Below are 21,689 nucleotides of genomic sequence, written 5' to 3' on the forward strand. Positions count from 1 at the left end.
TCAAAAGCGTCCGGTTTCCTTCTGGTTGTTCTTGCTGGGATCCCAGCGGTCGGTCGGCGCCGGCTCTCCCCTGAGGTCTTCGAGGAGCGCCGTGATCGACGTCATGACGGCGGCGGTGGCCGCGGTGGTGGTGGCCGCGTCGAGCGGCTTTCCGCGGAACGCCGACAGGTCGACCGGGTCGCCGACCTTGATGTCGATGGTCTTGCGCGGGAACAGACTGATGCGCTTCGCGTAGCGCGGAAGCACCTTCTGGGTGCCCCAGTGCGCCATGGGGATGATCGGGATGCCGGTCTCCAGCGCCATGCGCACGGCTCCGGGCTTTCCCCGCATGGGCCACAGCCCCGGGTCGCGCGTCAGCGAACCCTCGGGGTAGATCACGACGGCGAGGCCCTGGTCGACGATCTTGCGCGCGGCCACGAGGGGGTCGCTGCCGCGCACGGCGCCAGCGCGCTCGACGGGGATCTGCCCGGAGGCGCGTAGGAGCGACCCGATGATCGGGTACTTGAAGAGGTTCGCCTTGGCGAGGTAGCGCGGCATGCGCCCGAGCTTCCACATCACGACGCCGACCACCACGGGATCGATCTCGCTGTAGTGGTTCGGCGCGAGCACGAACGGACCGGTGCTGGGCAGCTTGTGCCCGTCGTGGATGCGGTAGCGCGCGAGCGTGTTCATCGGCGGCAACAGCAGCACCGCGAGGAACCTGAAGATCGGCGTCTTCTCGGACTTGCGGTGCTGCGACGCGCCCTGCTCGGGCCCTGCCTGCTCGGGCCCTGCCTGCTCGGGCCCAGCCTGCTCGGCCCCCGTTGGCTCAGCCCCTGTTGGCTCTGGTGCCACGGGGTGATCAGCCTTCGTAGACGAAGTCGGCCCCGAGTGCGTCGAGCTTGTCGATGATGTGCTCGTACCCGCGGTCGATGATCCCCATGTTGCTGATCACGGACTGGCCCTCCGCGCTGAGCGCGGCGATGAGGTGGCTGAAGCCGCCCCGCAGGTCGGGAACGCGGATGTTGGCGCCGTGCAGCTTCGTCGGGCCGGTGATGACCGCGGCCTGCTCGAAGTCGCGGCGGGCGACGCGACGCGGGTGGTCGGGCAGCCCGGACGGGTGCACGACGATCTGCGCGCCCATCTCGTTGAGCGCCTCGGTGAAGCCCAGCCGGTTCTCGTACACGGTTTCGTGCACGATCGAGACGCCGTGCGCCTGGGTCAGCGCCACGATGAGCGGCTGCTGCCAGTCGGTCATGAAGCCGGGGTGCACGTCGGTCTCGATGGTCACGGGCTTGAGGTTGCCGCCCGGGTGCCAGAAGCGGATGCCGTTCTCCTGGATGTCGAACGCCCCGCCGACCTTGCGGAAGACGTTGAGGAAGGTCATCATCTCGGCCTGCTTGGCGCCCTCGACGAAGATGTCGCCGTGGGTGACGAGCGCGGCGGATGCCCAGCTGGCGACCTCGTTGCGGTCGAACAGGGCGCGGTGCGTGTAGCCGTCGAGGCGGTCGACGCCTTCGATGAGGATCACGCGGTTGGGCTCGACCGAGATGATCGCACCCATCTTCTGCAGGATCGCGATGAGGTCCATGATCTCGGGCTCGATCGCGGCGTTCTTCAGCTCGGTGGTTCCCTTGGCGAGCACGGCGGTGAGCAGCACCTGCTCGGTGGCACCGACGCTGGGGTACGGCAGCGCGATCTCGGCGCCGTGCAGGCCGTCGGGCGCGGTGAGGTGGATTCCCTCGTAGCTCTTATCGACGGTGGCACCGAACTGGCGCAGCGCGTCGAGGTGGAAGTCGATGGGGCGGTCGCCGATGCGGCAACCGCCGAGGTCGGGGATGCGCGCCTCGCCGAGGCGGTGCAGCAGGGGGCCGCAGAACAGGATCGGGATGCGGCTGGCTCCGGCGTGCGCGTCGATGTCGGCGAAGTGCGCGCTCTCGACCTTGCTGGTGTCGAAGTGCAGTTCGCCGCGGGCGCCGTCGGTGACCTTGACGCCGTAGACCGAGAGCAGGCCGCGCACGACCTGCACGTCGCTGATGTCTGGCACGTCCTTGAGCGTGCTGGGGGTGTCACCGAGCAGGGCCGCGACCATGGCCTTGGTGGCGAGGTTCTTGGCCCCGCGCACCGCGATGGTTCCCTTGAGCGGCTTGCCTCCGGTGATGACGATGGAGTCGGACTTGGTGCCGAGTGGCTCGGCCGCGTTCTGTGCGGCGGTGAGAAGTGGATTCACTGAGGTACCTGCGCTGACTTCCTGATTCGGTGTCCCTATCGTGCCGGGAGTGTTGTGGGTCGCCATGACTGGCGGTTGTGCTCGAACTGGGTGATCTGCGCTTCGTCGCGCAACGTGAGGCTGATGTCGTCCAGACCTTCGAGCAGCCGCCACCGAGTGTAATCGTCGACGACGATTTCGACGGTGTGCGCGCCGATCGTGGCGGTGCGTGTCACGAGATCGACTGTCGCCTCGATACCGGGGTTTTCCTCGATGAGCGCCCAGAACGTCTCGGCGTCCTTCTCGGTGATCTCGGCGGCCAGCAGTCCCTGCTTGCCGGAGTTGCCGCGGAAGATGTCGCCGAACCGCGGGCTCAGCACCGCCTGGATTCCGAAGTCGCGCAGCGCCCAGACGGCGTGCTCGCGACTGGAGCCGGTGCCGAAGTCGGGGCCGGCCACGAGCACCCGCGCGCCGGCGAAGGCGGGGCGGTTGAGCACGAAGTCGGGGTCCTTGCGCCACTCGTGGAACAAGGCGTCTTCGAAGCCGGTCTTGGTAACCCGCTTGAGGAACACCGCCGGGATGATCTGGTCGGTGTCGACGTTCGAGAACGGCAGCGGCGCGGCGATACCGGTGACGACGGATACGGCATCCATCAGGCGGTCACCTCCGAGAGCGTCGAGCTGCTGGCATGCTCGAGGTCCCAGGGACTCGAGAGCGTTCCGCGGATCGCGGTCGCGGCGGCCACGAGCGGCGACACCAGGTGCGTGCGCCCGCCCTTGCCCTGGCGGCCCTCGAAGTTGCGGTTCGAGGTCGACGCGCACCGCTCACCGGGGGCGAGCTGGTCGGGGTTCATGCCGAGGCACATCGAGCAGCCGGCGAACCGCCACTCCGCGCCGAACTCGGTCACCACCTTGTCGATGCCCTCCGCCTCGGCCTCGAGGCGAACGCGCGCGGAGCCCGGCACGACCATGACGCGCACGCCGGGGGCCTTCTGCTTGCCCTTGATGATGGATGCGAAGGCTCGGAGGTCTTCGATGCGGCTGTTGGTGCACGACCCCATGAAGACCGCGTCGACCGCGATGTCCTTCATCGGAGTGCCCGCGGCGATGTCCATGTACTCGAGCGCGCGCTGGGCGGCGGCTCTCTCGTTGTGGTCGGCGAACGATGCGGGGTCTGGTACGACCTCGCTCAACGAGACGCCCTGGCCGGGGTTGGTGCCCCAGGTGACGAACGGCTCCAGCTCGTCGGCGTCGAGGAACACCTCGGCGTCGAAGACAGCGTCGTCGTCGGTGGCGAGGGTGTTCCAGTACTCGACGGCAGCCGTCCAGTCGTCACCGGTCGGGGCGTGCGGGCGGCCCTCGAGGTAGGCGTAGGTGGTCTCGTCGGGGGCGACGAGTCCGGCGCGGGCACCGGCCTCGATCGACATGTTGCAGATCGTCATGCGACCCTCCATCGAGAGGGAGCGGATGGCGCTGCCGCGGTACTCGAGCACGTAGCCCTGACCGCCGCCGGTGCCGATCTTGGCGATCACGGCGAGGATGATGTCCTTCGCGGTGACGCCCGGCCGAAGGGTGCCCTCGACCGTGATGGCCATGGTCTTGAACTTGGTCAGCGGCAGGGTCTGCGTGGCGAGCACGTGCTCGACCTCGCTGGTTCCGATACCGAACGCCATGGCGCCGAACGCACCGTGGGTCGAGGTGTGCGAGTCGCCGCAGACGACCGTGATGCCGGGCATGGTGAGCCCGAGCTGGGGTCCGACGACGTGCACGATGCCCTGGTCGACGTCGCCGAGGGAGTGCAGGCGTACCCCGAATTCCTCGCAGTTGCGGCGCAGGGTCTCGATCTGGGTGCGGCTCGTTAGGTCGGCGATGGGCCGGTCGATGGCGAGGGTCGGGGTGTTGTGGTCCTCGGTCGCGATCGTCAGGTCGGTGCGGCGCACGGGGCGACCGGCGAGGCGCAGCCCGTCGAAGGCCTGCGGGCTGGTGACCTCGTGAACGAGGTGCAGGTCGATGTAGATGAGGTCGGGGTTGCCCGCGTCGCCCTCGACGACGACGTGGTCGTCCCAGACCTTCTCGGCGAGGGTGCGGGGGCGGGCCGTGCTGGCGCGAGCCGCGGCGGGCGCAGGTGTGTGGGTCATGGGTGCGGTCTTTCTTCCCTCATGTGGAGCAGGCTTCTCGTGGGTCAGCAGGCGAAGAACTCCGCGACGACTGGGGCCTGGTAGATCAGGAGCCGGCGCGGCGGAGAAGGAGCTGTCCCGGAAGCATCTGACGAGGGTATCACCGGTTCGGAGCCCCCGGCGGGGTGCGACGGGTCGCGCCGAACAGCTTCGGACAGCGGCGGGGGGCGGCGGGCAGCTGCTCTGGGCGGTCAGGAGTCGCGGTCGGCCGCGACCGCGCGCTCGTCGCGGCCGGACTTAATGAGGCTGGCGATGGTCGCGATGGCTACCGCACCAACGATGACGCCCAGTGATGCGACGGTGCCGATCTCCGGCACCCACTCGATGGGCTCTCCCCCGTTGATGAAGCCGAGCTGGTTGTCGCGCATGGCCTGCAGCACGAGCTTGATTCCGATGAACGCGAGGATGGCCGCGATGCCGTAGTGCAGGTACACCAGGCGGTCGAGCAGTCCGCCGAGCAGGAAGTAGAGCTGGCGGAGTCCCATGAGGGCGAAGATGTTGGCGGTGAACACGATGAACGCGCTCGTGGTGATGCCGAAGATCGCGGGGATCGAGTCGAGGGCGAACAGCAGGTCGGTCGACCCGATGGCGAGGAACACGATGAGCATCGGGGTGAAGACCCGGCGACCGTCGACGGTGGTGCGGATCTTCGACCCGTGAAACTCCGTGGTGGTCGGAACCCGCTTCATAATGAACCGCACCACGACGTTGTTGCGGCTCTCCTCGGTGTTCTGCTCGTCGAGGGACTCCTCGGAGGTGAACGCCTGGCGGAACGCGGTGACGAGCAGGAAGGCGCCGAACAGGTAGAACACCCAGCTGAAGTTCTCGATCAGCTGTGCGCCCAGCAGGATGAAGATGCCCCGCAGCACGAGCGCGATGACGATGCCGATCATCAGCACCTCCTGCTGCAGCTTGGCCGGCACCGAGAACCTCGACATGATGACGAGGAACACGAAGAGGTTGTCGACGCTCAGGGCATATTCGGTGAGCCATCCCGCGACGAACTGGCCTGCGTGCTCCGGCCCGCCCACGAAGTACATGAGCACCGCGAAGACGAGCGCGAGCCCGACGTAGAAGGCGACCCACAGGCCCAGCTCGCGAATGTGCGGAACGTGCGGGCGGCGGATGACGAGCAGCAGGTCTACCGCGAGGATGGCGACCAGCACGGCGATCGAGACGACCTCGAACGCGAGGGGTAGTTCGGTGGGTAGCTCCACGGGAGCCTCTCGGATGGCGACGGATCGCGGGCACCCGGCGAATCGTGCCGGGTGCCCGCGTTCGGAGCCTCGATGCTCTCGGAGCCTAGATAATAGGCGCTCTCAGGAGAGTTGTGTCAGGGCTGGCGCGCGCCCGCTCGATTCGCGCGGGCGGCGATGGCCGTCAGTTCGCGTCGGCGGCGGCGTCCGGGTCTTCTTCGGGGTTGAAGTTCGACTGCTCGTCGCCCACTCCCGCGGCGATGCCGTCGGAGGTTGCGGGGATCGTGCCGTCGCCGCCCAGGCCGCCGGCCTTCTCGGTGCCCTCGCTGTCGGTCGCGGGCGCGGTGGTCTCGGTGATCTGAGTGGTCTCAGTGGTGCCGTCTGCGCTGGTCGCATTCTCGGTGGCGCTGTCTGCACCCGTGGTGTCGCTCATGGTGAATCCCTCCGTTGCGATGACCCATGATCGGGGCCACCGTCTATCGTGCCACGCCCGACTGACTGCCGCCCGGTCGGCGCCGACCAGTCGGCAAGGCACCGCTCGATGGCAGAAAAAAGGCCCGGCCCGCTCCTGAATGGAGCGAACCGGGCAATCGTGACCCCAACGGGATTCGAACCCGTGTTACCGCCGTGAGAGGGCAGCGTACTAGGCCGCTATACGATGGGGCCGCAAGTGGACAACTCCCCGAGTATGCCACACGCCAGACGGGTGTACAAAACTGGCGGGGCCAGCGGCGCCGAAACGGGGCGCCTGCGCCGCTGGCATAGGCTTTCGACCATGAAGGTGACGAAACGCGAACACTCCTGCCTCGTGATCCAGCAGGCATCCGATGTGCTGATCATCGACCCCGGATCGTTCACCACCCCGCTCGGTGACGCGCGCGGCGTCGTAGCCATCGTGATCACTCACGAACACCCCGATCACTGGACTCCCGAGCAACTGCGCCGCATCCTCGACATGAACCCCGACGCGCGCATCATCGGCCCCGCCGGCGTCGTCGCCGCGGCCGAGGCCGCCGCTGCAGGAGAGTTCGGCATCACCACGGTCGCACCGGGAGACACCCTCGAGGTCGGTGCATTCACGCTGCGCTTCTTCGGCGGAACGCACGCCGAGATCCACCGCTCGATCCCCCTCATCGACAACGTCGGCGTGATGGTGAACGACGAGCTCTACTACGCGGGCGACTCGTTCTTCATCCCCGAGGGAGTGAGCGTGCCGACGCTGGCCGTGCCGGCCGGTGCCCCATGGCTCAAGATCAGCGAGGTCATCGACTACGTCGACGCCGTGAAGCCGAAGCGCAGCTTTCCGATGCACGAGATGGTGCTGTCGGTCGCCGGAAAGACCATGGCGAACCAACGCATCCAGGCTGCGACCGAGCAGAACGGCGGAGAGTTCTACCCGATCGAGCCCGGACAGTCCCTGGACCTGTAGACAGTCCCTCGACCGGCAGCCAACCCCTGGACCTGTAGCTAGGCGATCCAGGACAGCTCGCCGGCCATCCTGTCCTCGGTCATCGCGGCAGACGTTCGCGTCAGGTACGCGAGGGCGTCACGCATCGTCGCGAACGTCGACCACTGGAACCCACCGCCGAGCTGCATGACCTCGAACTCACCGGAACGCTCCTCGACGAACCCCAGCAGGCGATGCGGATCGTCCTCGTGTCGACGTGCATCGCATACCCGCCAGCCGTGCGCAGCGACCTGCACGAGTACCAGGTCGAGTTCGGTGACCGTCGAAAACGGTAAGGTCTCGACCTGCGCGGTCTCGGTGCTGATGGTGCTGATGGTGCTCGACATGACAACCCCCTTCGTCCAAATGGAACGTGCCTTCTGTGGCGTTGGCCCATTGCCGGGGGTCTGGAGCAACACAGCGAATGTACGTCTGGCGCGCAATCGCCGTCAATAGTGGGGTACAGAACGGGTACCCCCCTTTCTGGAGCACCCGCGGTGTGTGACAATGCCGCCGCCACCCTGGGGGCTCGCGGGTGGGCTACCCGAGCGGGTGGGCGCGGTAGTGCGCGGCCGGGCACGGCCCCCGGCCTGGGGCTGCCGGCTATCGGAGCGGGTGGGCGCGGTAGTGCGCGGCGAGCCGCCGGAACCCCTCGTCGAGGCTCACCGCCGGCCGCCAGAGCAGGTCATCGCGCACGGCCCGCTGGTCGAACCAGTGCGCCGTCGACAGCTGTTCGGCGAGGAACCGCGTCATCGGCGGCTCGTCGGCGCCCGGGCGCACCCGCCAGGCGGCCTCGATGGCCGACCCCGCTGCCCTGGCCACCGCCGCGGGCACCCGCCAGGCGGGTGCGGGCACTCCCGCCGCCGCGCAGATCCCGCCCAACAGCTCGGCGACCGGACGGGGTTCACCGTTCGTGATCACGTACGCGCGCCCGCGTACCTCGTTCGCGCGCTCGAGGGCGGCGGCGATGGCGGATGCGGCGTTGTCGATGTAGGTCGTATCGATGAGGGCGGCACCGTGCCCGAGAAGCGGAAGCCGGCCAGCACGCGCCCGCTCGACGATGCGCCCGACGAGCTGCGTGTCACCGGGGCCCCAGACGAGGTGCGGACGCACCGCGACGACGCTGAATCCCGGCGCATCGGCGGCGAGGGCGAGCATCTCCGCCCCGGCCTTCGTCCTCGCGTAGTCTCCCCGCGCCCTGAACGGGTCGGCAGGCAGCGCGCCGTCCCCGACGATCGACCTGCCGGAGTGGGCGACGGATGGCGACGAGACCTGCACGAACCGTGATGCCCCGGCGGACTGGGCGGCCGCGAGCATCGTCCGCGTGCCGTCGACGTTGACCCTCTCGAATTCCTCGCTCGCGCCAGCGAGGGAGACCTTCGCGGCGAGATGCACGACGGCGTCCATCCCGTCCATCGCCCTGGCGACGTCGCCGGGTTCCGTCAGCGACCCGAGCGAATCCTCGATCCCCGCAGCTGCGTGGCGGCCGTCGGCGAGGCCGGACGGCCGACGTTGGAACGTGCGCACCTCGTGGCCCGCCGCCTGCACCTCCCGCGCGACGTGGCGGCCGAGCAGCCCGCTGGCGCCCGTGACGAGCACCCTCACGGCGCGACCATCCGCTCACCAGACAGCACGCCGCCCGCCCACGCCGACAGGCGAGAGCGGTCGATCTTCGAGTTGTGGCGCACGTCGGTGGGCAGGCGGGGCACGACGAGCACGGCCGCGATGGGGAGGGCAATGGATGCCCGCACGGCGGCGGCCAGCGACGGTGCGGCGAGCCCCGGCCGACGCGTTCCCGCCGTCGTCTCCACGATGGCCACGACCTGCTGCACGCCGCGCGGGCCGACACCGACCACCGCGGCGCGGCCGACCCCCGCGACGCGCTCGATGCGCTGCTCGGGGGCGACGGGGGTGACCACGCCATCGGCGGTGGTGATCACGTGGGGCAGGCGCCCCTCCACCCACAGGCGGCCGGAGTCGTCGAGGTGGCCGACGTCTCCCGTGCGGTGCCAGCGCTCCGTGGCATCCGTTCCCCGCCTCGAGGCGCGGTCGGTGATCCAGAGTCGGTCATAGTGGTCTTCGACGTGCGGGGCGGAGACCACGATCTCGCCGGTGACCCCGGCCACGTCGACGGGAGTCGCGGTTGAGCGCCCGTCGTCGTCGAGCGGGCTGATACGGATGCGGGTGGTCGCGGTGGGGCGACCGACGCAGACGCCGCCGGCAGCGGCTCCCTCGCCGACCGACCTGAGCGACCTGAGCGACCCGAGCGCGTCGCGGATCCCGTCGAGCGAGATGTCGGCCATCAGCAGGCCCTCGGTCATGCCGTACGGCGTGTGTGCGCTCGCGTTGGGCATCAGCTCGGCCGCCGACGTGAGCAGCGACTCCGAGACGGGCGCGCCTGCCGAGAGGAACGTCTGCACTCCCGCAAGTCCACGCCGGTCGTCCGCGGTGAGCTCGCCGGCGGTCGCGACCACGTTGGCGATCGCGGCGGGTGACAGGAACACCACCGTGGCATCGACCGCGGCGACGGCGGCGGCGACGGATGCCGCGGTCAGCGTCTTCGGCGAGGTGACATTCATGTCCGGGGTCGCCGACCGCGCACCGAGCGCAGGCCCGAGGAGCGCGAACGGCGCGAACCCGGCGACGAGCCCTGTACCGACGCCGACGCCGTACTGGTCCGACAGCGCAGCCGTGACCGCGGCGAGCTGCCCGTGCGTGTAGACGACGCCCTTGGCCGGCCCGGTCGATCCAGAGGTGAACAGCACCGCGGCGGTGTCGGTCGCGGCGGGCTCCTCTGGCAGCTCCTCGCCCGCACCGTCGACGCCGCGCCCGAGCGCGATCACGTCGGCCAGCGCGCAGTGCACGCCGAGCAGGCGACGGGTCACCTCGGGCAGGCGCGTTGTCGAGATGCGCTTGCCCGGCCAGCCGAGTGCGCGCGCTGCGGAGAGCCCGGGCAGCGCGCCGATCAGGTGGTCGGGCCGGGCACCGCGCACCGCGCGGGTCAGCCCGCGCAGGCCGAGGCCCGCGTCGGCGACGACCACGATCGCGCCGATGCGCACGCAGGCGTAGAGCACGGCGGTGAGGTCGGCCCCCGGCGGCACGAGCAGCGACACCCGGTCGCCCTTCTGCACGCCGAGCAGGGTCAGGCCCGCGGCGAGTTCGCGCACCCGGCGCGAGAGCAGTTTCCAGCTGACGAGCCGCGGCGCATCGCCGGTCGGCGGAACCATCTCGACCAGCGCCAGGTCGTCGCTGTCGCGCAGCGCGTCGAGGTGGCGCCACAGCGGCCGGTAGTCGGGTGCGGAGGCCGCGGCTGCGCGTCCGTCGGGTGCCGGTGCGGGGGTGGATGCGTCGTCCGCGGGCGAGCCGTCCGTCGCGGGCTCCGCGGCGCGCAGGTCCGCGAGCCAGCTCAGCACGGGGTGCACGTAGTCCGCGTCCTCGGCCACGAGGTGGCCGGCGCCCTCGAACCGGTGCACGTCGGCATGCGGCATCCGTTCGGCCAGGTCGTCGAGGTAGCGGTCGCTGAAGATGGGGTCGCGCGGGCCCCACAGCATGAGGGCGGGCACGCCGATCGAGCGGATGCCCTCGGCGATGCGGTCGAGCTCGGCGATGCTCTCGTGCGCGACGCCACTCTTATCGACACCGACCGGAATGTCGGCGACGAACCCGCCGATGCCTCCCCGGCGGTCGGCCGTGCGGTACGGCGCGCGGTAGCCGTCGGCGACGACGCGCGGCAGGCGCGGGTGCGCGATGGCAAGCGTGGTCTCGAGGAATGCGGGGGTGGTGACGGTTGCCGCGCCCAGCACGGACTTCTGCAGGGCGAGCCGCAGCGGCGCGGGAATCGGGTACTGCTCCGGCTGGTGGATGGCCGTGTTGAGCAGCATCACTCCCGCGAGCAGGTCGGGGTGGTCGACCGCCCACCCGAGGGAGACGACGCCGCCCCAGTCGTGCCCCAGGGTGACGACCGGTCCGTCGAGCGCGAGGGCGTCGGTGAGGTCGCCGAGATCCCGCACGCGCTGCGCGAGCGTGCGCCGCTGCGCCGTGCGCTCCGAGAAGCCCATGTCGAGCTGGTCGACGGCGATGACACGCCACGCGCCGGCGGAACCGGGCGCCGCGGCATCCATCGCAGCATCGGTGCCAGCATTCATCGCGGCGTCGGTCGCGCCCGAGACGAGCTTGCGCCACAGGTACGACCAGGTCGGGTTGCCGTGCACGCACAGGATGGTGCCGACCGGCTCGATGCCACGGTCGGCGAGCTGCTGCCCGTTGTCGAGCACGTGCCAGCCGCGTCCCGCCGCCTCGACGACGCGCGAGAAGGCCGGGTCGAGTCCGTCGAGGCCGAGTGGCGGCATCGTTGCCCGCGCGGGCGCCGAAGCCGCCCGTGGCAGGCGGTAGCTCACCAGGCGATCTCCAGCATGGCGGTGTTCAGGCCGGATCCGACGCCCATCAGCAGCACGCGGTCGCCGGCCGAGAGCTGCGGCGATTCCTGCGCAAGGGTGATGGGGATGGATGCCGGGCCGACGTTTCCGTACTGGGGATAGGTGAGCGGGATCTTCGCGCGGTCCATGCCGGTCGCCTTGACGATCGAGTCGGTGTGCACGTCGGAGACCTGGTGGATGATGTAGCGGTCCATGCTCGACCAGTTCCAGTCGCGCTGCGCCTCTTTCCAGGCCGAGAACACGAGGTCGAGGCCACCCTTGAGCAGCGCCTTGGCGTTGGTGAACATGCCGTCGACGCTGCCGACGCACAGTTCGTTGAACTCGGTGGCCGCACGGGTGACGCCGCCCAGCAGGCGGTGCCCGTCCGGGTGCTCGTCGGCGCGGCCGAGCACGGCGGCGGCGGCTCCCGAGCCAAGGGTCAGGCTGGCGAATTCGCTCATGAAGTCGGAGCGGGCCAGGTCGGAACCGGCGAGGCGCTCGATGGTGTTGTGCTGGATCTCGTCGGCGTCTTCGCCGTCGATGACCACGGCGTACTTGATCTGGCCGGAGTCGATGAGGGTCGCGGCGAGGCTCATGCCGTTGACGAACCCGAGGCACGCGTTGGCGATGTCGAAGTTGATGGCCGACGACGGCAGGCCGAGTCCGTGGTGGATGCGCACGGCGACGGAGGGCTCGAGGTGCTTGCGGGTGACCGAGGTGTTGATGAGCAGGCCGACCTCGCTGGGGTCGATACCCGCCTCGCGCATGGCCTGCTTGCCGGCGACGATCGCGGCGTCGTCGAAATTCTGACCGTCTTCCCAGTTGCGGCGCTCGTGCACTCCGGCGACTCGCTGGAGCAGCCCGGTGGGCAGGCGGAGGCGCTTGAGAACGGGGTGCAGGCGGCGATCGATCTCCTCGGAGGTCGTGATGCGCGTCGGCATCTTGCTCGCTACCGATAGCAGTGCGACATTGCGATGCATTGTCGTGGCGTTTCCGTCCAACGGTTCTCCCTGTCGAAAAATCTCAAATCCAGTGGCGCCCGTCGGACTTCCGCCTCGTAAATTTACCCCTTAAACGGCTGGGCGTTGTCCCACCCGGGCACCCGTCGCGGCGCATGGGCCGGTGGGGTAGGCTTTCCGGCTGCTATCTCGCGGCGAGCCGCGACGCCAGTACCTCGACCGCGAAGCCGTAGCCCGCGACGCCCGCCCCGACGATCACGGCGACCGCGATGTCGGAGATGTATGAGTGTGCCCTGAACGGCTCCCTGGCGTGCACGTTGCTGACGTGCACCTCCACGGTGGGCAGGGTCGACGCGACGATCGCGTCGCGCAGGGCGACCGACGTGTGCGTCAGCCCCCCGGCGTTGATCACGAGGCCCGCGTGGGTGGTGCGCGCCTCGTGCAGCCGGTCGATCAGCACGCCCTCGTGATTGGACTGCAGGCTGTCGATCGCGAACCCCAGCTCGGCGGCCTTCGCCGTGACGAGCGCGTCGACGTCGGCGAGGGTGTCGGTGCCGTAGAGGTGCGGCTCGCGGGTGCCGAGCAGGTTGAGGTTCGGTCCGTTGAGAACCAGGATGCGGGGGTCGTCGCTCACGGTGCCGCGCTTTCTCGAGTCGGGTGGGCCGGTGCTCCCCCGCCGCTACCCGCGGGCGGAGATGCTGTGCGCCGGTCTACAGGTTACCGAGTCGGCGCCATTCGACCGCCGCGTCGCTGGAGTCCGTAGCTGATCGTGGCGATGATGCATCCCGTGGTCGCGAGTCCCACGCCGAGCCAGGCCGGCGACAGGTAGCCGAGCCCCGCGGCGATGGTCAGGCCACCCAGCAGCGCGCCCAGGCTGTTACCGAGGTTGAGGGCCGAGTGGTTCAGGGCCGCCGCAATGGTCTGACTGTCGCCCGCGACATCCATCAGCCTGGCCTGGATGCCGGGCGACAGGTATGCGCTCGTGAAGCCGATCGCGAACCCGAAGACCAGCACGCCGACGACGGTTCCGCCGGTGAGCGCGAAGCCCACGAGCGACAGCACCAGCAGGCCGAACCCCGAGTAGAGGGTCAGGCGAACGCTGCGGTCGGCCATGCGCCCGCCGAGCAGGTTGCCGATGGTCATGCCGATGCCGACGGTCACCAGCACCCACGGCACGAACCCCTCGCCCATGCCCACGACGTCGGTGACGACCGGCGCGATGTAGGCGTAGACGGCGAAGAACCCGCCGAACCCGATGGAGCCGAGGCCGATGGCGATCCACACCTGCGGGCGGCGGAACGCCGATAGCTCGCGCTTCACCGACGCGGAGGGGTCGCCCGCGATGAGCGGCACGACGAGCGCGATGGCCACGAACGTCGCGGCGAAGATGGCGGCGACCACGAGGTAGGCCGCGCGCCAACCGGCGACCTGGCCGAGCCAGGTGATGGAGGGCACCCCGATCACGTTCGCGATGGTAAGCCCGCTGAGCACGAGGGCGATGCCCTTGCCGCGGTTGCCGGGGCCCATCAGCTGGCCGGCGACGAGCGACGCGATGCCGAAGTACGCGCCGTGCGGCAGGCCGGCGATGAAGCGCGCGGCCAGCACGGTTTCGAACGTCGGCAGCAGCGCGGAGGCGACGGTGGCGATCGTGAACGCGGCGGTCAGCACGAGCAGCAGGCTCTTGCGGGGGAACCGGGCGGCGCCGGCCGCGATGGTCGGTGCGCCGACCACTACACCCAGGGCATAGGCGCTGATCAGCCAGCCGGCCCGCGCAATTCCCTCCTCCGGCGACTGCTCGTACAGCGTCGGCAACAGGTTGGCGGCGAGGTCGGGTAGCAGGCCCATGGCCACGAACTCCGTCGCGCCGATGCCGAACCCGCCGAGGGCGAGCGCGAGTAGCGCCAGGCGCTGGCGGGTGGCCGAGAGCGCGGGAACCTCGGGGTCGGTGGTGCGGGAGCGGGTGGAGGCGGGAGAAGACACAGCACGCTTTCGAGGTCGAGGGGCGAACTCGGCATCGAGCGGTGGGTCAAGCCTACGGTGGCGTCAGGCGAGTGACAGGGGCTTGCGCAGAGGTGCTACGACCTCGCACGCAGAACGGCCCGGCACGCATCGTGCCGGGCCGTTCTGGGATCGCGACCGCGTCAGCTCGCGCTGCCCGCGATGTTCACCATCCAGTTCACGCCGAACTTGTCGATGACCATGCCGAAGCTGTCGCCCCATGGCGCCTTCTCGAGGGGAAGCGTCACGATACCGCCCTCGGCGAGCTTGTTCCAGTGCGCGTGCAGCTCGTCTTCGTCTGACCCGCTGAGTGATACCGAGAAGTTGGTGCCGGGCGTCAGCTCCATGGCGTTGGGCGTGTCTGCCGCCATCAGCACGAGGTCGCCGGCGGCCAGCATCCCGTGCATGATCTTGTCTCTCTCGGCCGGGTCGTCACTGACCTGGTAGTCGGCAAAGGTGCTGGTGGTGACTTCACCGCCGAGCACTGACTGGTAGAACGCCAGGGCGTCTTTCGCGGTGTCGCGAAAGTTGAGGTAGGGGTTGAGGGTGACAGTCATGGGGCTCCTCTTTCTGCTGTCGTGGCACAGCTGCCGGGTGTCGGCTGTCGTGGCCGATGGTGCCGATTATCGCCACCGCCCACCCCTGGCCGCTACTGCCGGGCGTCCACCATTCCCGACGAGCCCATGATGCCGGTCACCGCGATCTCGATCACGACGCGCTTCGGGTTCACGCGCGGCTGCCGATAGCGCGCGGCGTAGAGCTCGACGGCGTGTGCGACGGCGTCCGGATGCCGGTTGATGCTCGCGTCGCCCGAGAGCGAGATCCACCGCCCACCGTCTACCTGCCCCACGGTTGCGTGGCCGCCGCGCTCCACGTTGAGTACCTTCTGCGTGCCGTCCGACGTGATGATGCGTGCGATGCCGTTCTCGACCGTGAACCCGACCGGCACCGAGTGGATCGACCCGTCGGATGCGTGTGTCGAGAGGATCGCTAGATGGCGGTCGGTGACGAATGCGGTCGCATCGTCGGTGAGGGTCATGGCCATGCGGGGCTCCAGTCGCAAAAGGTGCGGGTACCCAGTCTCGCCGAGGTCGCTGGGCATCGGCGTCCTGCAATGTCGCCGAGACCCTTGCGCCGCTCGAGAGAGTGACTGTACAGTCACTCATATGTCGATCCTCTCCACCGCCGAACAGCGCAGGCCCATCGTCATCGCGAGCGCCCTGCAGGAATTCGCCCGCGGCGGCTACCACGGCACGACCATCGCCACCGTCGCGAACGCGGCGCGCATCTCCCCCGCCTACGTGTTCAAGCTCTTCCCCAGCAAGGAACGCCTGTTCGTCGACGCGCTCGACGACTGCTTCGACCGCATCCTGGTCTCCCTCGAAGAAGGTGCGGACGCCGCACCGTCCTCCGATCCCGACGCCATCCTCCACTCGATGGGCGGGGCATACGCCCAGCTCATCAGCGACCGCACGCTCATCCTCATGCAGGTTCATGCGCAGTCGGTCGCCGACGTGCCCGAGGTACGACGCGCACTGCGAGCCGGCCTGCAGCGCCTCACGATGTTCGCCAAGACCCGCTCGGGCGCGAGCGACGACGCGGTGCAGCACTTCATGGCCTACGGGCAGCTCTGCCACCTGATCGTCACGATCGGACTCGCCGACCCGGCCGGGACCACCGAGACCACCGAGACCGCTGATGCGCTGGATGCCGCAGCCGACGACTCCGGCACCTGGGCGTCGATCCTTGCCCACGGTATCCGCCACCCCTGATCGGAAAGCGCGTGCTACCCACAGCGCACTTTGCTCCCCAGTAGTGAGTGACCAACCACTCCCCCGTTTCTCCAAAATATCACCCATCCACTCATCCGCAGAAAGGCACACCATGAACGACACCCGCACCACCGCGAACCAACCCACTGCCGGAAGCATCCGCCAGCGCCTCCCCCGCTTCGCGATCATCTCGGCGTGGTCGATACCCGTGCTTCTCGTCGGGCAGTTCGCCATGCTCGCGATCGTGCCCATCGTGGCGCTCGCGACGGTGATCGTTCGCCGACGCATCCACCCCCTCTTTCCCTACGCGGGTGCACTGGTCGGGCTCTACGCCACCGGAATCGCGATCTGGGCCGCACGGCCCGACCGCGCGCAGAGCCTGTCGAAAGACCTGCACCCGGCGTTGCTCACCGCGATCGTCGTCGCCTCGCTGGCGCTGCTGCTGCGCACCTACCTGCGCCGCCGGTAGACCGCGCACCCGCCCAGAACCCACCCAGAACCCAGAAATGAGACCCGAAATGACCTCCCCGAACCGCTCCTCGTCGACATCACCGTCGGCCCCCACCGTCGCCCTCGAGGCGATCCTCCCCTCCGTCGTCGAACCCGACGGCGTCGAGTTGCGGCAGCGCACCCTCGCGAACCCCGAGTCCGGGGAACTTCTCGTCGCGGTCGAGGCGACCGGCATCTCGGCAGCCGAGAAGGCGATGCGCCTCGGCCGCTACTACGGGCAGCCCGCCTTTCCATTCGTGCCGGGATACGACCTGGTCGGAACGGTGACCGCCGTGCCCGCGGACGGCGACCCCTCGCTCATCGGGGCGCGCGTCGCCTGCCTGACGAAGACCGGCGGATGGGCGACCCACGCGATCGTGCCGGCGCGCGATGCCGTGCGGGTTCCCGACGACATCTCGTCGGTCGACGCCGAGGCCGTGATCGTGAATGGCGTCACTGCGGTGCAGATGCTACGAAAGGCGCGCGTGTCGGCTGGGCAGACCGTGCTGGTGCAGGGTGCGGGCAGCGGCGTCGGGGGCATCCTGGTGCAGCTCGCCCAGCGGGCCGGCGTTCGGGTGATCGGCACGGCGTCCCCCCGCCATCACGACGCCCTGCGGGAGAGGGGCGTCGAACCCCTCGACTACGCCGATCCCGCCCTCGCCGAGAAGGTCGCGGTGCTCGCCCCGCAGGGGGTGGCGGCGGTGTTCGACAACGTCAGCGGCCCGATGATGTACACCGCGTGGCGCATGGTCGCGCCCGGCGGCATGCTGCTCTGCTACTCGATCATGTCGATCAGGGACACCGACGGAAGCCCGGCCGGGCCCTACATGAAGGCGATCGCCCAGCTCACGGCCTGGAACCTGCTGCCGAACCGCCGACGCGCGGCGTTCTATAACATCTGGGACGGCCACCGCATCCGGCCGGCACGCTATCGCGCCGCCCTGGAGAGCGACCTCGCCGAGCTATTCGAGTTGCTGCGCACCGGGGCGATCGTGCCCGAGATCGCGGCCGAGTTCTCGCTCGAAAACGTGCGAGCGGCGTTCGCGTTCGCCGAGGCCCGCACCACGAGCGGCAAGGTCATCCTGCGGCCGTGACCGCGAACCCTCGCTTGCGACGCCCCGGCCGCGCGGGCCAGCTCCACCGCCTTCTCCACGCCGTGCCGCCACGGCTGACCGTGGCCCGGCAGCACCGTGGTGGCGCCGGTCTCTTCGAGGGCACGCAGTGACAGCAGTGCCAGCGGGCTGTCGGCGGTGGCCGCACCCGACACGATCTGCGGCCCGGTCGCCCCGGTATAGGGGTCGAGGGTAACGAGAGCGTCGCCGGTGAGGAGCGCGTCGGCATCGATGAAAAAGAGTCCGCAGTGGCCGTAGGTGTGACCGGGCGTGAAGACGGCCATCGGGGCACCCGGAACATCGAGCGTTTCGCCGGGGCCGAAGTAGCGCAGGCCGGTGATTCCGGGAACCCGCAGCGCCCCCGCCCTGGCCATGCGGGTCAGCACGGGAATCGACCCGGGGTGCAGCACCGGGTACACGAACCGCGGACTCTCGTGGTCGTACCGGTAGGGGTGCTCGGCGATGTAGGCCTCGGATTCGTGCGCGAACACCGGCACGCCGCGCTCCTGCAGACGGTGCGCAAACCCGAGGTGGTCGAAGTGCGCGTGGGTGAGCACTACGGCGCGAATGTCGTCGACGCTCCGCCCGATCAGCTCGAGCGCCTCGAGCAGGTACGGCCAGGTCTCGGGCAGCGCGGTGTCGACGATGGTCACCCCGTCGTCGCCCTCGACGATGTAGCAGTTGACGAACGCATGCTGCAGGCGATGGATGCCGGGCGCCACGCCCCGGTCGAAGTGGGTGGTCGACTCCGTCAGGGCTGCATCCGGGCGTCCGTGGCGAACGGTGATCGTGCGTGTCATGGGGAGCTCCAGGGGTCGGGGGTCGGGGGTCGCTCCAGTCTCTCGCGACAGCACCCCGAGCCCGAAGCCCACGCTGATGAGCTGCACCCGGCGCTTCCTTCCCGTCGTCGCGTAGCCGTCCCGGTCGCCGGGGAACGCCGTTCGATCATCCGCGCGGTGATGCGGGGGGTGTCGTCGGCGACGACCACGTCGTTCCGCAGCACCGCCCGAATGGCGGCGACGAGGTCGGCGGGGCGCGCGTCCTTGTGCAGGAACCCGGATGCGCCGTTCATCAGCACGTCGACCGGGTAGTCGGCGGGGTGGGTGAGCGCCAGCATCCACGTGTCTGGCCATGCCTCGGTGATGCGTCGCGCTACGTCGAACGCGTCACCGGAGACCAGCTGCACGTCGAGGAGCACGATGTCAGGCCGGTGCACCTCTGCTGCGGCGAGCGCGGCCGGGCCGTCGCTGACGTCGTCGACGACGGTGAAACCGGGCCGCGCTTCGAGTTCGGAGCGGATTGCGCGCGGCAGCGGCTGGTCAGAGGCAACGATCACGATGCGGGCGCTGCTCTTCACCGGACTCCCCCATCGTCGCCGTGTGCCACCGTGCCGTTCCGAGGATAGGGCCGTTGTGAGGAAAGGGCTGTTCCGGGGATGGGCGACCGTCAACGGGGGCTTCGACAGTACGCGCGGGCGGCCTGTCAGTGCCGAGTCGGCTGAGCGGGCCGTTCCCGTGCGGTCGGCGTGGCAACGGACGCCCGGCGCCTGATCTCGCGGTAGACCGTGGCGCGGGAGATATCGAACAGCGCGGCCATCTCTGCCTGCGTGTGCTCGCCTGCGTCGACGAGCTGAAACAAGTAGCGGCGCTTCAGGGCGGAGAGCTTGGGCTGCTTACCCCGCAGGCGCCCTTTTGCTTTTGCGATGGCCATGCCCTCGCGGGTGCGCATTCGGATGAGGTCGGACTCGAACTCAGCGACCATGCCCAGCACGTTGAACAGCAACCGCCCAACGGGGTCGGTGGGGTCGTAGACGCTGCCGCCCAGGCTGAGCGCCACGCCCTTGCGGGTCAGCTCGTCGGCGATGTCGCGCGCGTCGGGCAGCGACCGCGCCAGCCGGTCGAGCTTGGTGACGACGAGGGTGTCGCCGCTGCGCACGGCCGCCAGCGCCAATCCGAGCCCGGGTCTCGCCCGATTGGTGCCGGTGAGCCCGTGATCGACGAAGACGTAGTCCGGCTCGACGCCCAAAGCAGCGAGACCGATCCGTTGGACGGTGAGGTCTTGTTCCGTCGTGGACACCCGTGCGTACCCGATTTTCATGGGGGTCAGTGTTGCAGTTTGCCCCCGATCACCGTGCTCTTTATCGAGCGGGTCTTGCGCAAATGACACCCACCAGCATGAGCATTGTTCTGTGTTCCGGTCGGTGGTGCGGTGAGGGACCGGCTTGCGGACCCCTCGTTTCGCCGTACGTGGTTAGAGCCGCCTGCGGACGGTTCCCTCCGTAGGACTCTGATCTATTGACATTCAATCGATTGAATATCGATACTGACGCATGGAGAATTTTGGGGAATCTGTTGGACCCACGATGGTGCTCGTGACGCGGGTGGCACTCGCCCTGCTTTTCATCGCGGTCATCGCTGGACAAATCGTCGTCGTGCTCACTGCTCAGTCGATGGTGGCGGACTATCCGGAGTTCTCCGATCTACAGGCTCCCCTCGTCAGTGCTGCAATCCTGTTCGGGATATGCATTCAGGTCGTTCTCGTGATCACCGGGGCCCTTGTCGGATATATCCGGGACAGCCGTATCTTCGGGTCGTCTTCGCTCAAGCTGGTAGACGTCATGGCCGCCACCCTCGCTATCGCGACTGCGATTGTGGTGGGAACACTGTTCCTGATTCCCGGGCCTCCGGCACTCGGCCTCCTTGTGATCGGCGGCGCACTCGTGGGAGTAACGCTGACTCTGGTCCTGCTTACGCTTCGCTCCCTGTTGCGTAAGTCCGCTTCCATGAGAACGGAACTCGACGGGGTCGTCTGATGCCTATCCGTGTGATGATCGACGCTCTCCTGATCGAGCGCGGGCTGTCAGTGGGTGAGTTTGCAGACAGAGTGGGGATTACGCCCGCAAACGTAGCCGTCCTCAAAAATGGGCGGGCCAGAGCTGTTCGATTTTCCACCCTCGAGGCAATCTGCCGTGTGCTCGACTGCCAACCTGGCGAGATCCTGCTCTGGGAAGATGAGTGACCCCTAGCACCCAGCCCATCCCTCCAGGCCCGCGTCTGGCCCGGAATACCAACGACCGTTCACGGATGGCTCACGAACTGCTCACCAGCGGTGTTTAGTCGTCGAAAACGGACCAGCAGATGCTGTTCCTGCGGCTTTGGTCCTCGAGGACAAGGGGGCGGAGGTACCCGGGAATCTGCTGACGCTGCCAGTCGCGCTCAGCACGCGCGGCGCCTCGTTCCTGATCGCGGGGTGCTGCAGCTGCAGCGGCCTTGATGGCATAAGCGGCCGCCCCCAGGTCGTGTTCGGGAACGTGGGCGACACAGGCCGCCTGACCGGCTGCGTACGCCGCGAACCGTGGAGCACCACGCAAGACACGCGCCGAACCCATCGCGTGTCCTCCGATTGCACGGGTGACCATCATCTTCGCTTCGCCGCGCGTCCAGGCTCGTACCGCTTCGATTGCCGCACGAGGCCGGTGATCCTCACGGTTTGAAGTCTCGAACAGCCCTAGAACATGCTCGGCGCAGGTAGCCGCCCACAATGCCAGGAGCTGATGATCGGCTTCGGCCAGGAGTCCACCGCGCCGGATGGACACGAGACGAGGATCGCGAACAGCAGGAAGGATCATAAGACTGTTTCTTACTCCCCTTCCGGCCCGGGCGGCAACACACCACCCCTGCTAGTGCGTGCGCAGGAAGATCCTCCTGCGGGACGGTGGAACGGGCTGTCCCTCGACTCCGCTGGCGATCAAGGCTCGCATCGACTCTGCACCGTCGGACCGGTGCCAAAGCGTTGTGTAACTGACCAGGTCGGGGTCGAAGGGAATTCCCGCTGTTTCAAGCGCCTGGCGGTACCCCTGCAAGCGAAGAGCTGCAGACCCGACCACCTCTTCGAGATGGGCACCAATGACCGCGATTCGCCTGCGTCCACCCTGGAT

Annotated in this window: 23 protein-coding genes, 1 tRNA gene and 2 pseudogenes; 6 read left to right on the forward strand and 20 right to left on the reverse strand. The window is 68.7% G+C overall.

The features are described 5' to 3' along the window. The 7 genes from G5S38_RS08330 to G5S38_RS08360 form a co-directional block, all read right to left on the reverse strand. Positions 1-672, reverse strand: a complete 672-nt coding sequence (locus G5S38_RS08330; RefSeq protein ID WP_165067251.1) for a lysophospholipid acyltransferase family protein — start codon at positions 670-672, stop codon at positions 1-3. 169 nt (positions 673-841) lie between these two features. After that, positions 842-2,209: a UDP-N-acetylglucosamine 1-carboxyvinyltransferase gene (gene murA, locus G5S38_RS08335; RefSeq protein WP_165067180.1), complete on the reverse strand. Its 1,368-nt coding sequence runs from the start codon at positions 2,207-2,209 to the stop codon at positions 842-844. A 35-nt stretch (positions 2,210-2,244) separates the two neighbouring features. After that, positions 2,245-2,841, reverse strand: coding sequence for a 3-isopropylmalate dehydratase small subunit (gene leuD, locus G5S38_RS08340; RefSeq protein WP_165067183.1), 597 nt, complete (start codon positions 2,839-2,841; stop codon positions 2,245-2,247). Next, positions 2,841-4,325, reverse strand: a complete 1,485-nt coding sequence (gene leuC, locus G5S38_RS08345) for a 3-isopropylmalate dehydratase large subunit (RefSeq protein ID WP_165067186.1) — start codon at positions 4,323-4,325, stop codon at positions 2,841-2,843. Before leuC ends, leuD begins: the two co-directional genes overlap by 1 nt. A 230-nt stretch (positions 4,326-4,555) precedes the next feature. Beyond that, the gene (locus G5S38_RS08350) at positions 4,556-5,581 is read right to left on the reverse strand and encodes a TerC family protein (protein ID WP_165067189.1); all 1,026 of its coding nucleotides are present in this window, start codon (positions 5,579-5,581) and stop codon (positions 4,556-4,558) included. Between the two features lie 163 nt (positions 5,582-5,744). After that, on the reverse strand, positions 5,745-5,993 hold the full coding sequence (locus tag G5S38_RS08355) for a hypothetical protein (protein WP_165067123.1): 249 nt from the start codon (positions 5,991-5,993) through the stop codon (positions 5,745-5,747). A gap of 160 nt (positions 5,994-6,153) precedes the next feature. Further along, positions 6,154-6,226: transfer RNA gene (locus tag G5S38_RS08360), tRNA-Glu, on the reverse strand. A 109-nt stretch (positions 6,227-6,335) separates the two neighbouring features. Between G5S38_RS08360 and G5S38_RS08365 the strand changes: the two genes are divergently transcribed. Next, complete coding sequence (locus G5S38_RS08365) at positions 6,336-6,989, forward strand: MBL fold metallo-hydrolase (protein ID WP_165067192.1); 654 nt, start codon at positions 6,336-6,338, stop codon at positions 6,987-6,989. A 38-nt stretch (positions 6,990-7,027) separates the two neighbouring features. Here the strand turns inward: G5S38_RS08365 and G5S38_RS08370 are convergent, their stop codons facing one another. The 8 genes from G5S38_RS08370 to G5S38_RS08405 all read right to left on the reverse strand — a co-directional run bounded on the left by G5S38_RS08370 (position 7,028) and on the right by G5S38_RS08405 (position 15,424). Beyond that, complete coding sequence (locus tag G5S38_RS08370; RefSeq protein WP_165067195.1) at positions 7,028-7,354, reverse strand: hypothetical protein; 327 nt, start codon at positions 7,352-7,354, stop codon at positions 7,028-7,030. A gap of 256 nt (positions 7,355-7,610) precedes the next feature. Beyond that, positions 7,611-8,612 (reverse strand): NAD-dependent epimerase/dehydratase family protein, encoded by a 1,002-nt coding sequence (locus G5S38_RS08375; protein ID WP_165067199.1) that lies wholly within the window; start codon positions 8,610-8,612, stop codon positions 7,611-7,613. After that, the gene (locus G5S38_RS08380) at positions 8,609-11,356 is read right to left on the reverse strand and encodes an alpha/beta fold hydrolase (protein ID WP_165067202.1); all 2,748 of its coding nucleotides are present in this window, start codon (positions 11,354-11,356) and stop codon (positions 8,609-8,611) included. The genes G5S38_RS08375 and G5S38_RS08380 overlap by 4 nt, the downstream gene beginning before the upstream one ends. A 44-nt stretch (positions 11,357-11,400) precedes the next feature. Then, entirely contained in the window at positions 11,401-12,363 is a 963-nt protein-coding gene (locus tag G5S38_RS08385; protein WP_235928970.1) for a 3-oxoacyl-ACP synthase III, read from the reverse strand. Positions 12,364-12,565: 202 nt separating this feature from the next. Then, the gene (gene aroQ, locus G5S38_RS08390) at positions 12,566-13,015 is read right to left on the reverse strand and encodes a type II 3-dehydroquinate dehydratase (protein ID WP_165067208.1); all 450 of its coding nucleotides are present in this window, start codon (positions 13,013-13,015) and stop codon (positions 12,566-12,568) included. Between the two features lie 83 nt (positions 13,016-13,098). Then, on the reverse strand, positions 13,099-14,361 hold the full coding sequence (locus G5S38_RS08395; protein WP_235928971.1) for an MFS transporter: 1,263 nt from the start codon (positions 14,359-14,361) through the stop codon (positions 13,099-13,101). 161 nt (positions 14,362-14,522) lie between these two features. Continuing rightward, complete coding sequence (locus tag G5S38_RS08400) at positions 14,523-14,936, reverse strand: VOC family protein (RefSeq protein WP_165067211.1); 414 nt, start codon at positions 14,934-14,936, stop codon at positions 14,523-14,525. 92 nt (positions 14,937-15,028) lie between these two features. Continuing rightward, entirely contained in the window at positions 15,029-15,424 is a 396-nt protein-coding gene (locus tag G5S38_RS08405) for a TIGR03618 family F420-dependent PPOX class oxidoreductase (protein ID WP_165067214.1), read from the reverse strand. Positions 15,425-15,545: 121 nt separating this feature from the next. Here G5S38_RS08405 and G5S38_RS08410 point away from each other — a divergent pair, with 121 nt between their 5' ends. From G5S38_RS08410 to G5S38_RS08420, 3 genes are all read left to right on the forward strand, one after another. Continuing rightward, the gene (locus G5S38_RS08410; protein ID WP_165067224.1) at positions 15,546-16,151 is read left to right on the forward strand and encodes a TetR/AcrR family transcriptional regulator; all 606 of its coding nucleotides are present in this window, start codon (positions 15,546-15,548) and stop codon (positions 16,149-16,151) included. 112 nt (positions 16,152-16,263) lie between these two features. Further along, complete coding sequence (locus tag G5S38_RS08415) at positions 16,264-16,620, forward strand: hypothetical protein (RefSeq protein ID WP_165067226.1); 357 nt, start codon at positions 16,264-16,266, stop codon at positions 16,618-16,620. Positions 16,621-16,669: 49 nt separating this feature from the next. Then, on the forward strand, positions 16,670-17,734 hold the full coding sequence (locus tag G5S38_RS08420) for a zinc-binding dehydrogenase (RefSeq protein ID WP_165067228.1): 1,065 nt from the start codon (positions 16,670-16,672) through the stop codon (positions 17,732-17,734). Between the two features lie 92 nt (positions 17,735-17,826). On the opposite strand, the pseudogene G5S38_RS08425 reads toward G5S38_RS08420, so the two are convergent. The 3 genes and pseudogenes from G5S38_RS08425 to G5S38_RS08435 all read right to left on the reverse strand — a co-directional run. Beyond that, a pseudogene (locus G5S38_RS08425) lies at positions 17,827-18,552 on the reverse strand (MBL fold metallo-hydrolase); the annotation flags it as partial. After that, on the reverse strand, positions 18,549-19,109 hold the full coding sequence (locus tag G5S38_RS08430; protein WP_165067230.1) for a response regulator: 561 nt from the start codon (positions 19,107-19,109) through the stop codon (positions 18,549-18,551). The pseudogene G5S38_RS08425 and the gene G5S38_RS08430, both read right to left, overlap by 4 nt. A 125-nt stretch (positions 19,110-19,234) precedes the next feature. Beyond that, positions 19,235-19,849, reverse strand: coding sequence for a recombinase family protein (locus G5S38_RS08435; RefSeq protein WP_165067232.1), 615 nt, complete (start codon positions 19,847-19,849; stop codon positions 19,235-19,237). Between the two features lie 265 nt (positions 19,850-20,114). Here G5S38_RS08435 and G5S38_RS08440 point away from each other — a divergent pair, with 265 nt between their 5' ends. Next, positions 20,115-20,564 carry a DUF2975 domain-containing protein gene (locus G5S38_RS08440; RefSeq protein ID WP_165067234.1) on the forward strand — a complete coding sequence of 150 codons (450 nt, stop codon included), beginning with the start codon at positions 20,115-20,117 and terminating at the stop codon, positions 20,562-20,564. Beyond that, entirely contained in the window at positions 20,564-20,770 is a 207-nt protein-coding gene (locus G5S38_RS08445; RefSeq protein ID WP_165067237.1) for a helix-turn-helix domain-containing protein, read from the forward strand. The genes G5S38_RS08440 and G5S38_RS08445 overlap by 1 nt, the downstream gene beginning before the upstream one ends. A gap of 94 nt (positions 20,771-20,864) precedes the next feature. Here G5S38_RS08445 and G5S38_RS08450 read toward each other — a convergent pair whose 3' ends face one another. After that, a complete protein-coding gene (locus tag G5S38_RS08450; protein WP_165067239.1) occupies positions 20,865-21,380 on the reverse strand; it encodes a putative immunity protein in 516 nt (171 codons plus the stop codon). 51 nt (positions 21,381-21,431) lie between these two features. Further along, positions 21,432-21,689, reverse strand: a pseudogene (locus tag G5S38_RS15665) (hypothetical protein); the annotation flags it as partial.

Origin of the sequence: Marisediminicola senii (genome assembly GCF_011057645.1) — a bacterium.
Lineage (GTDB): Bacteria > Actinomycetota > Actinomycetes > Actinomycetales > Microbacteriaceae > Marisediminicola > Marisediminicola senii.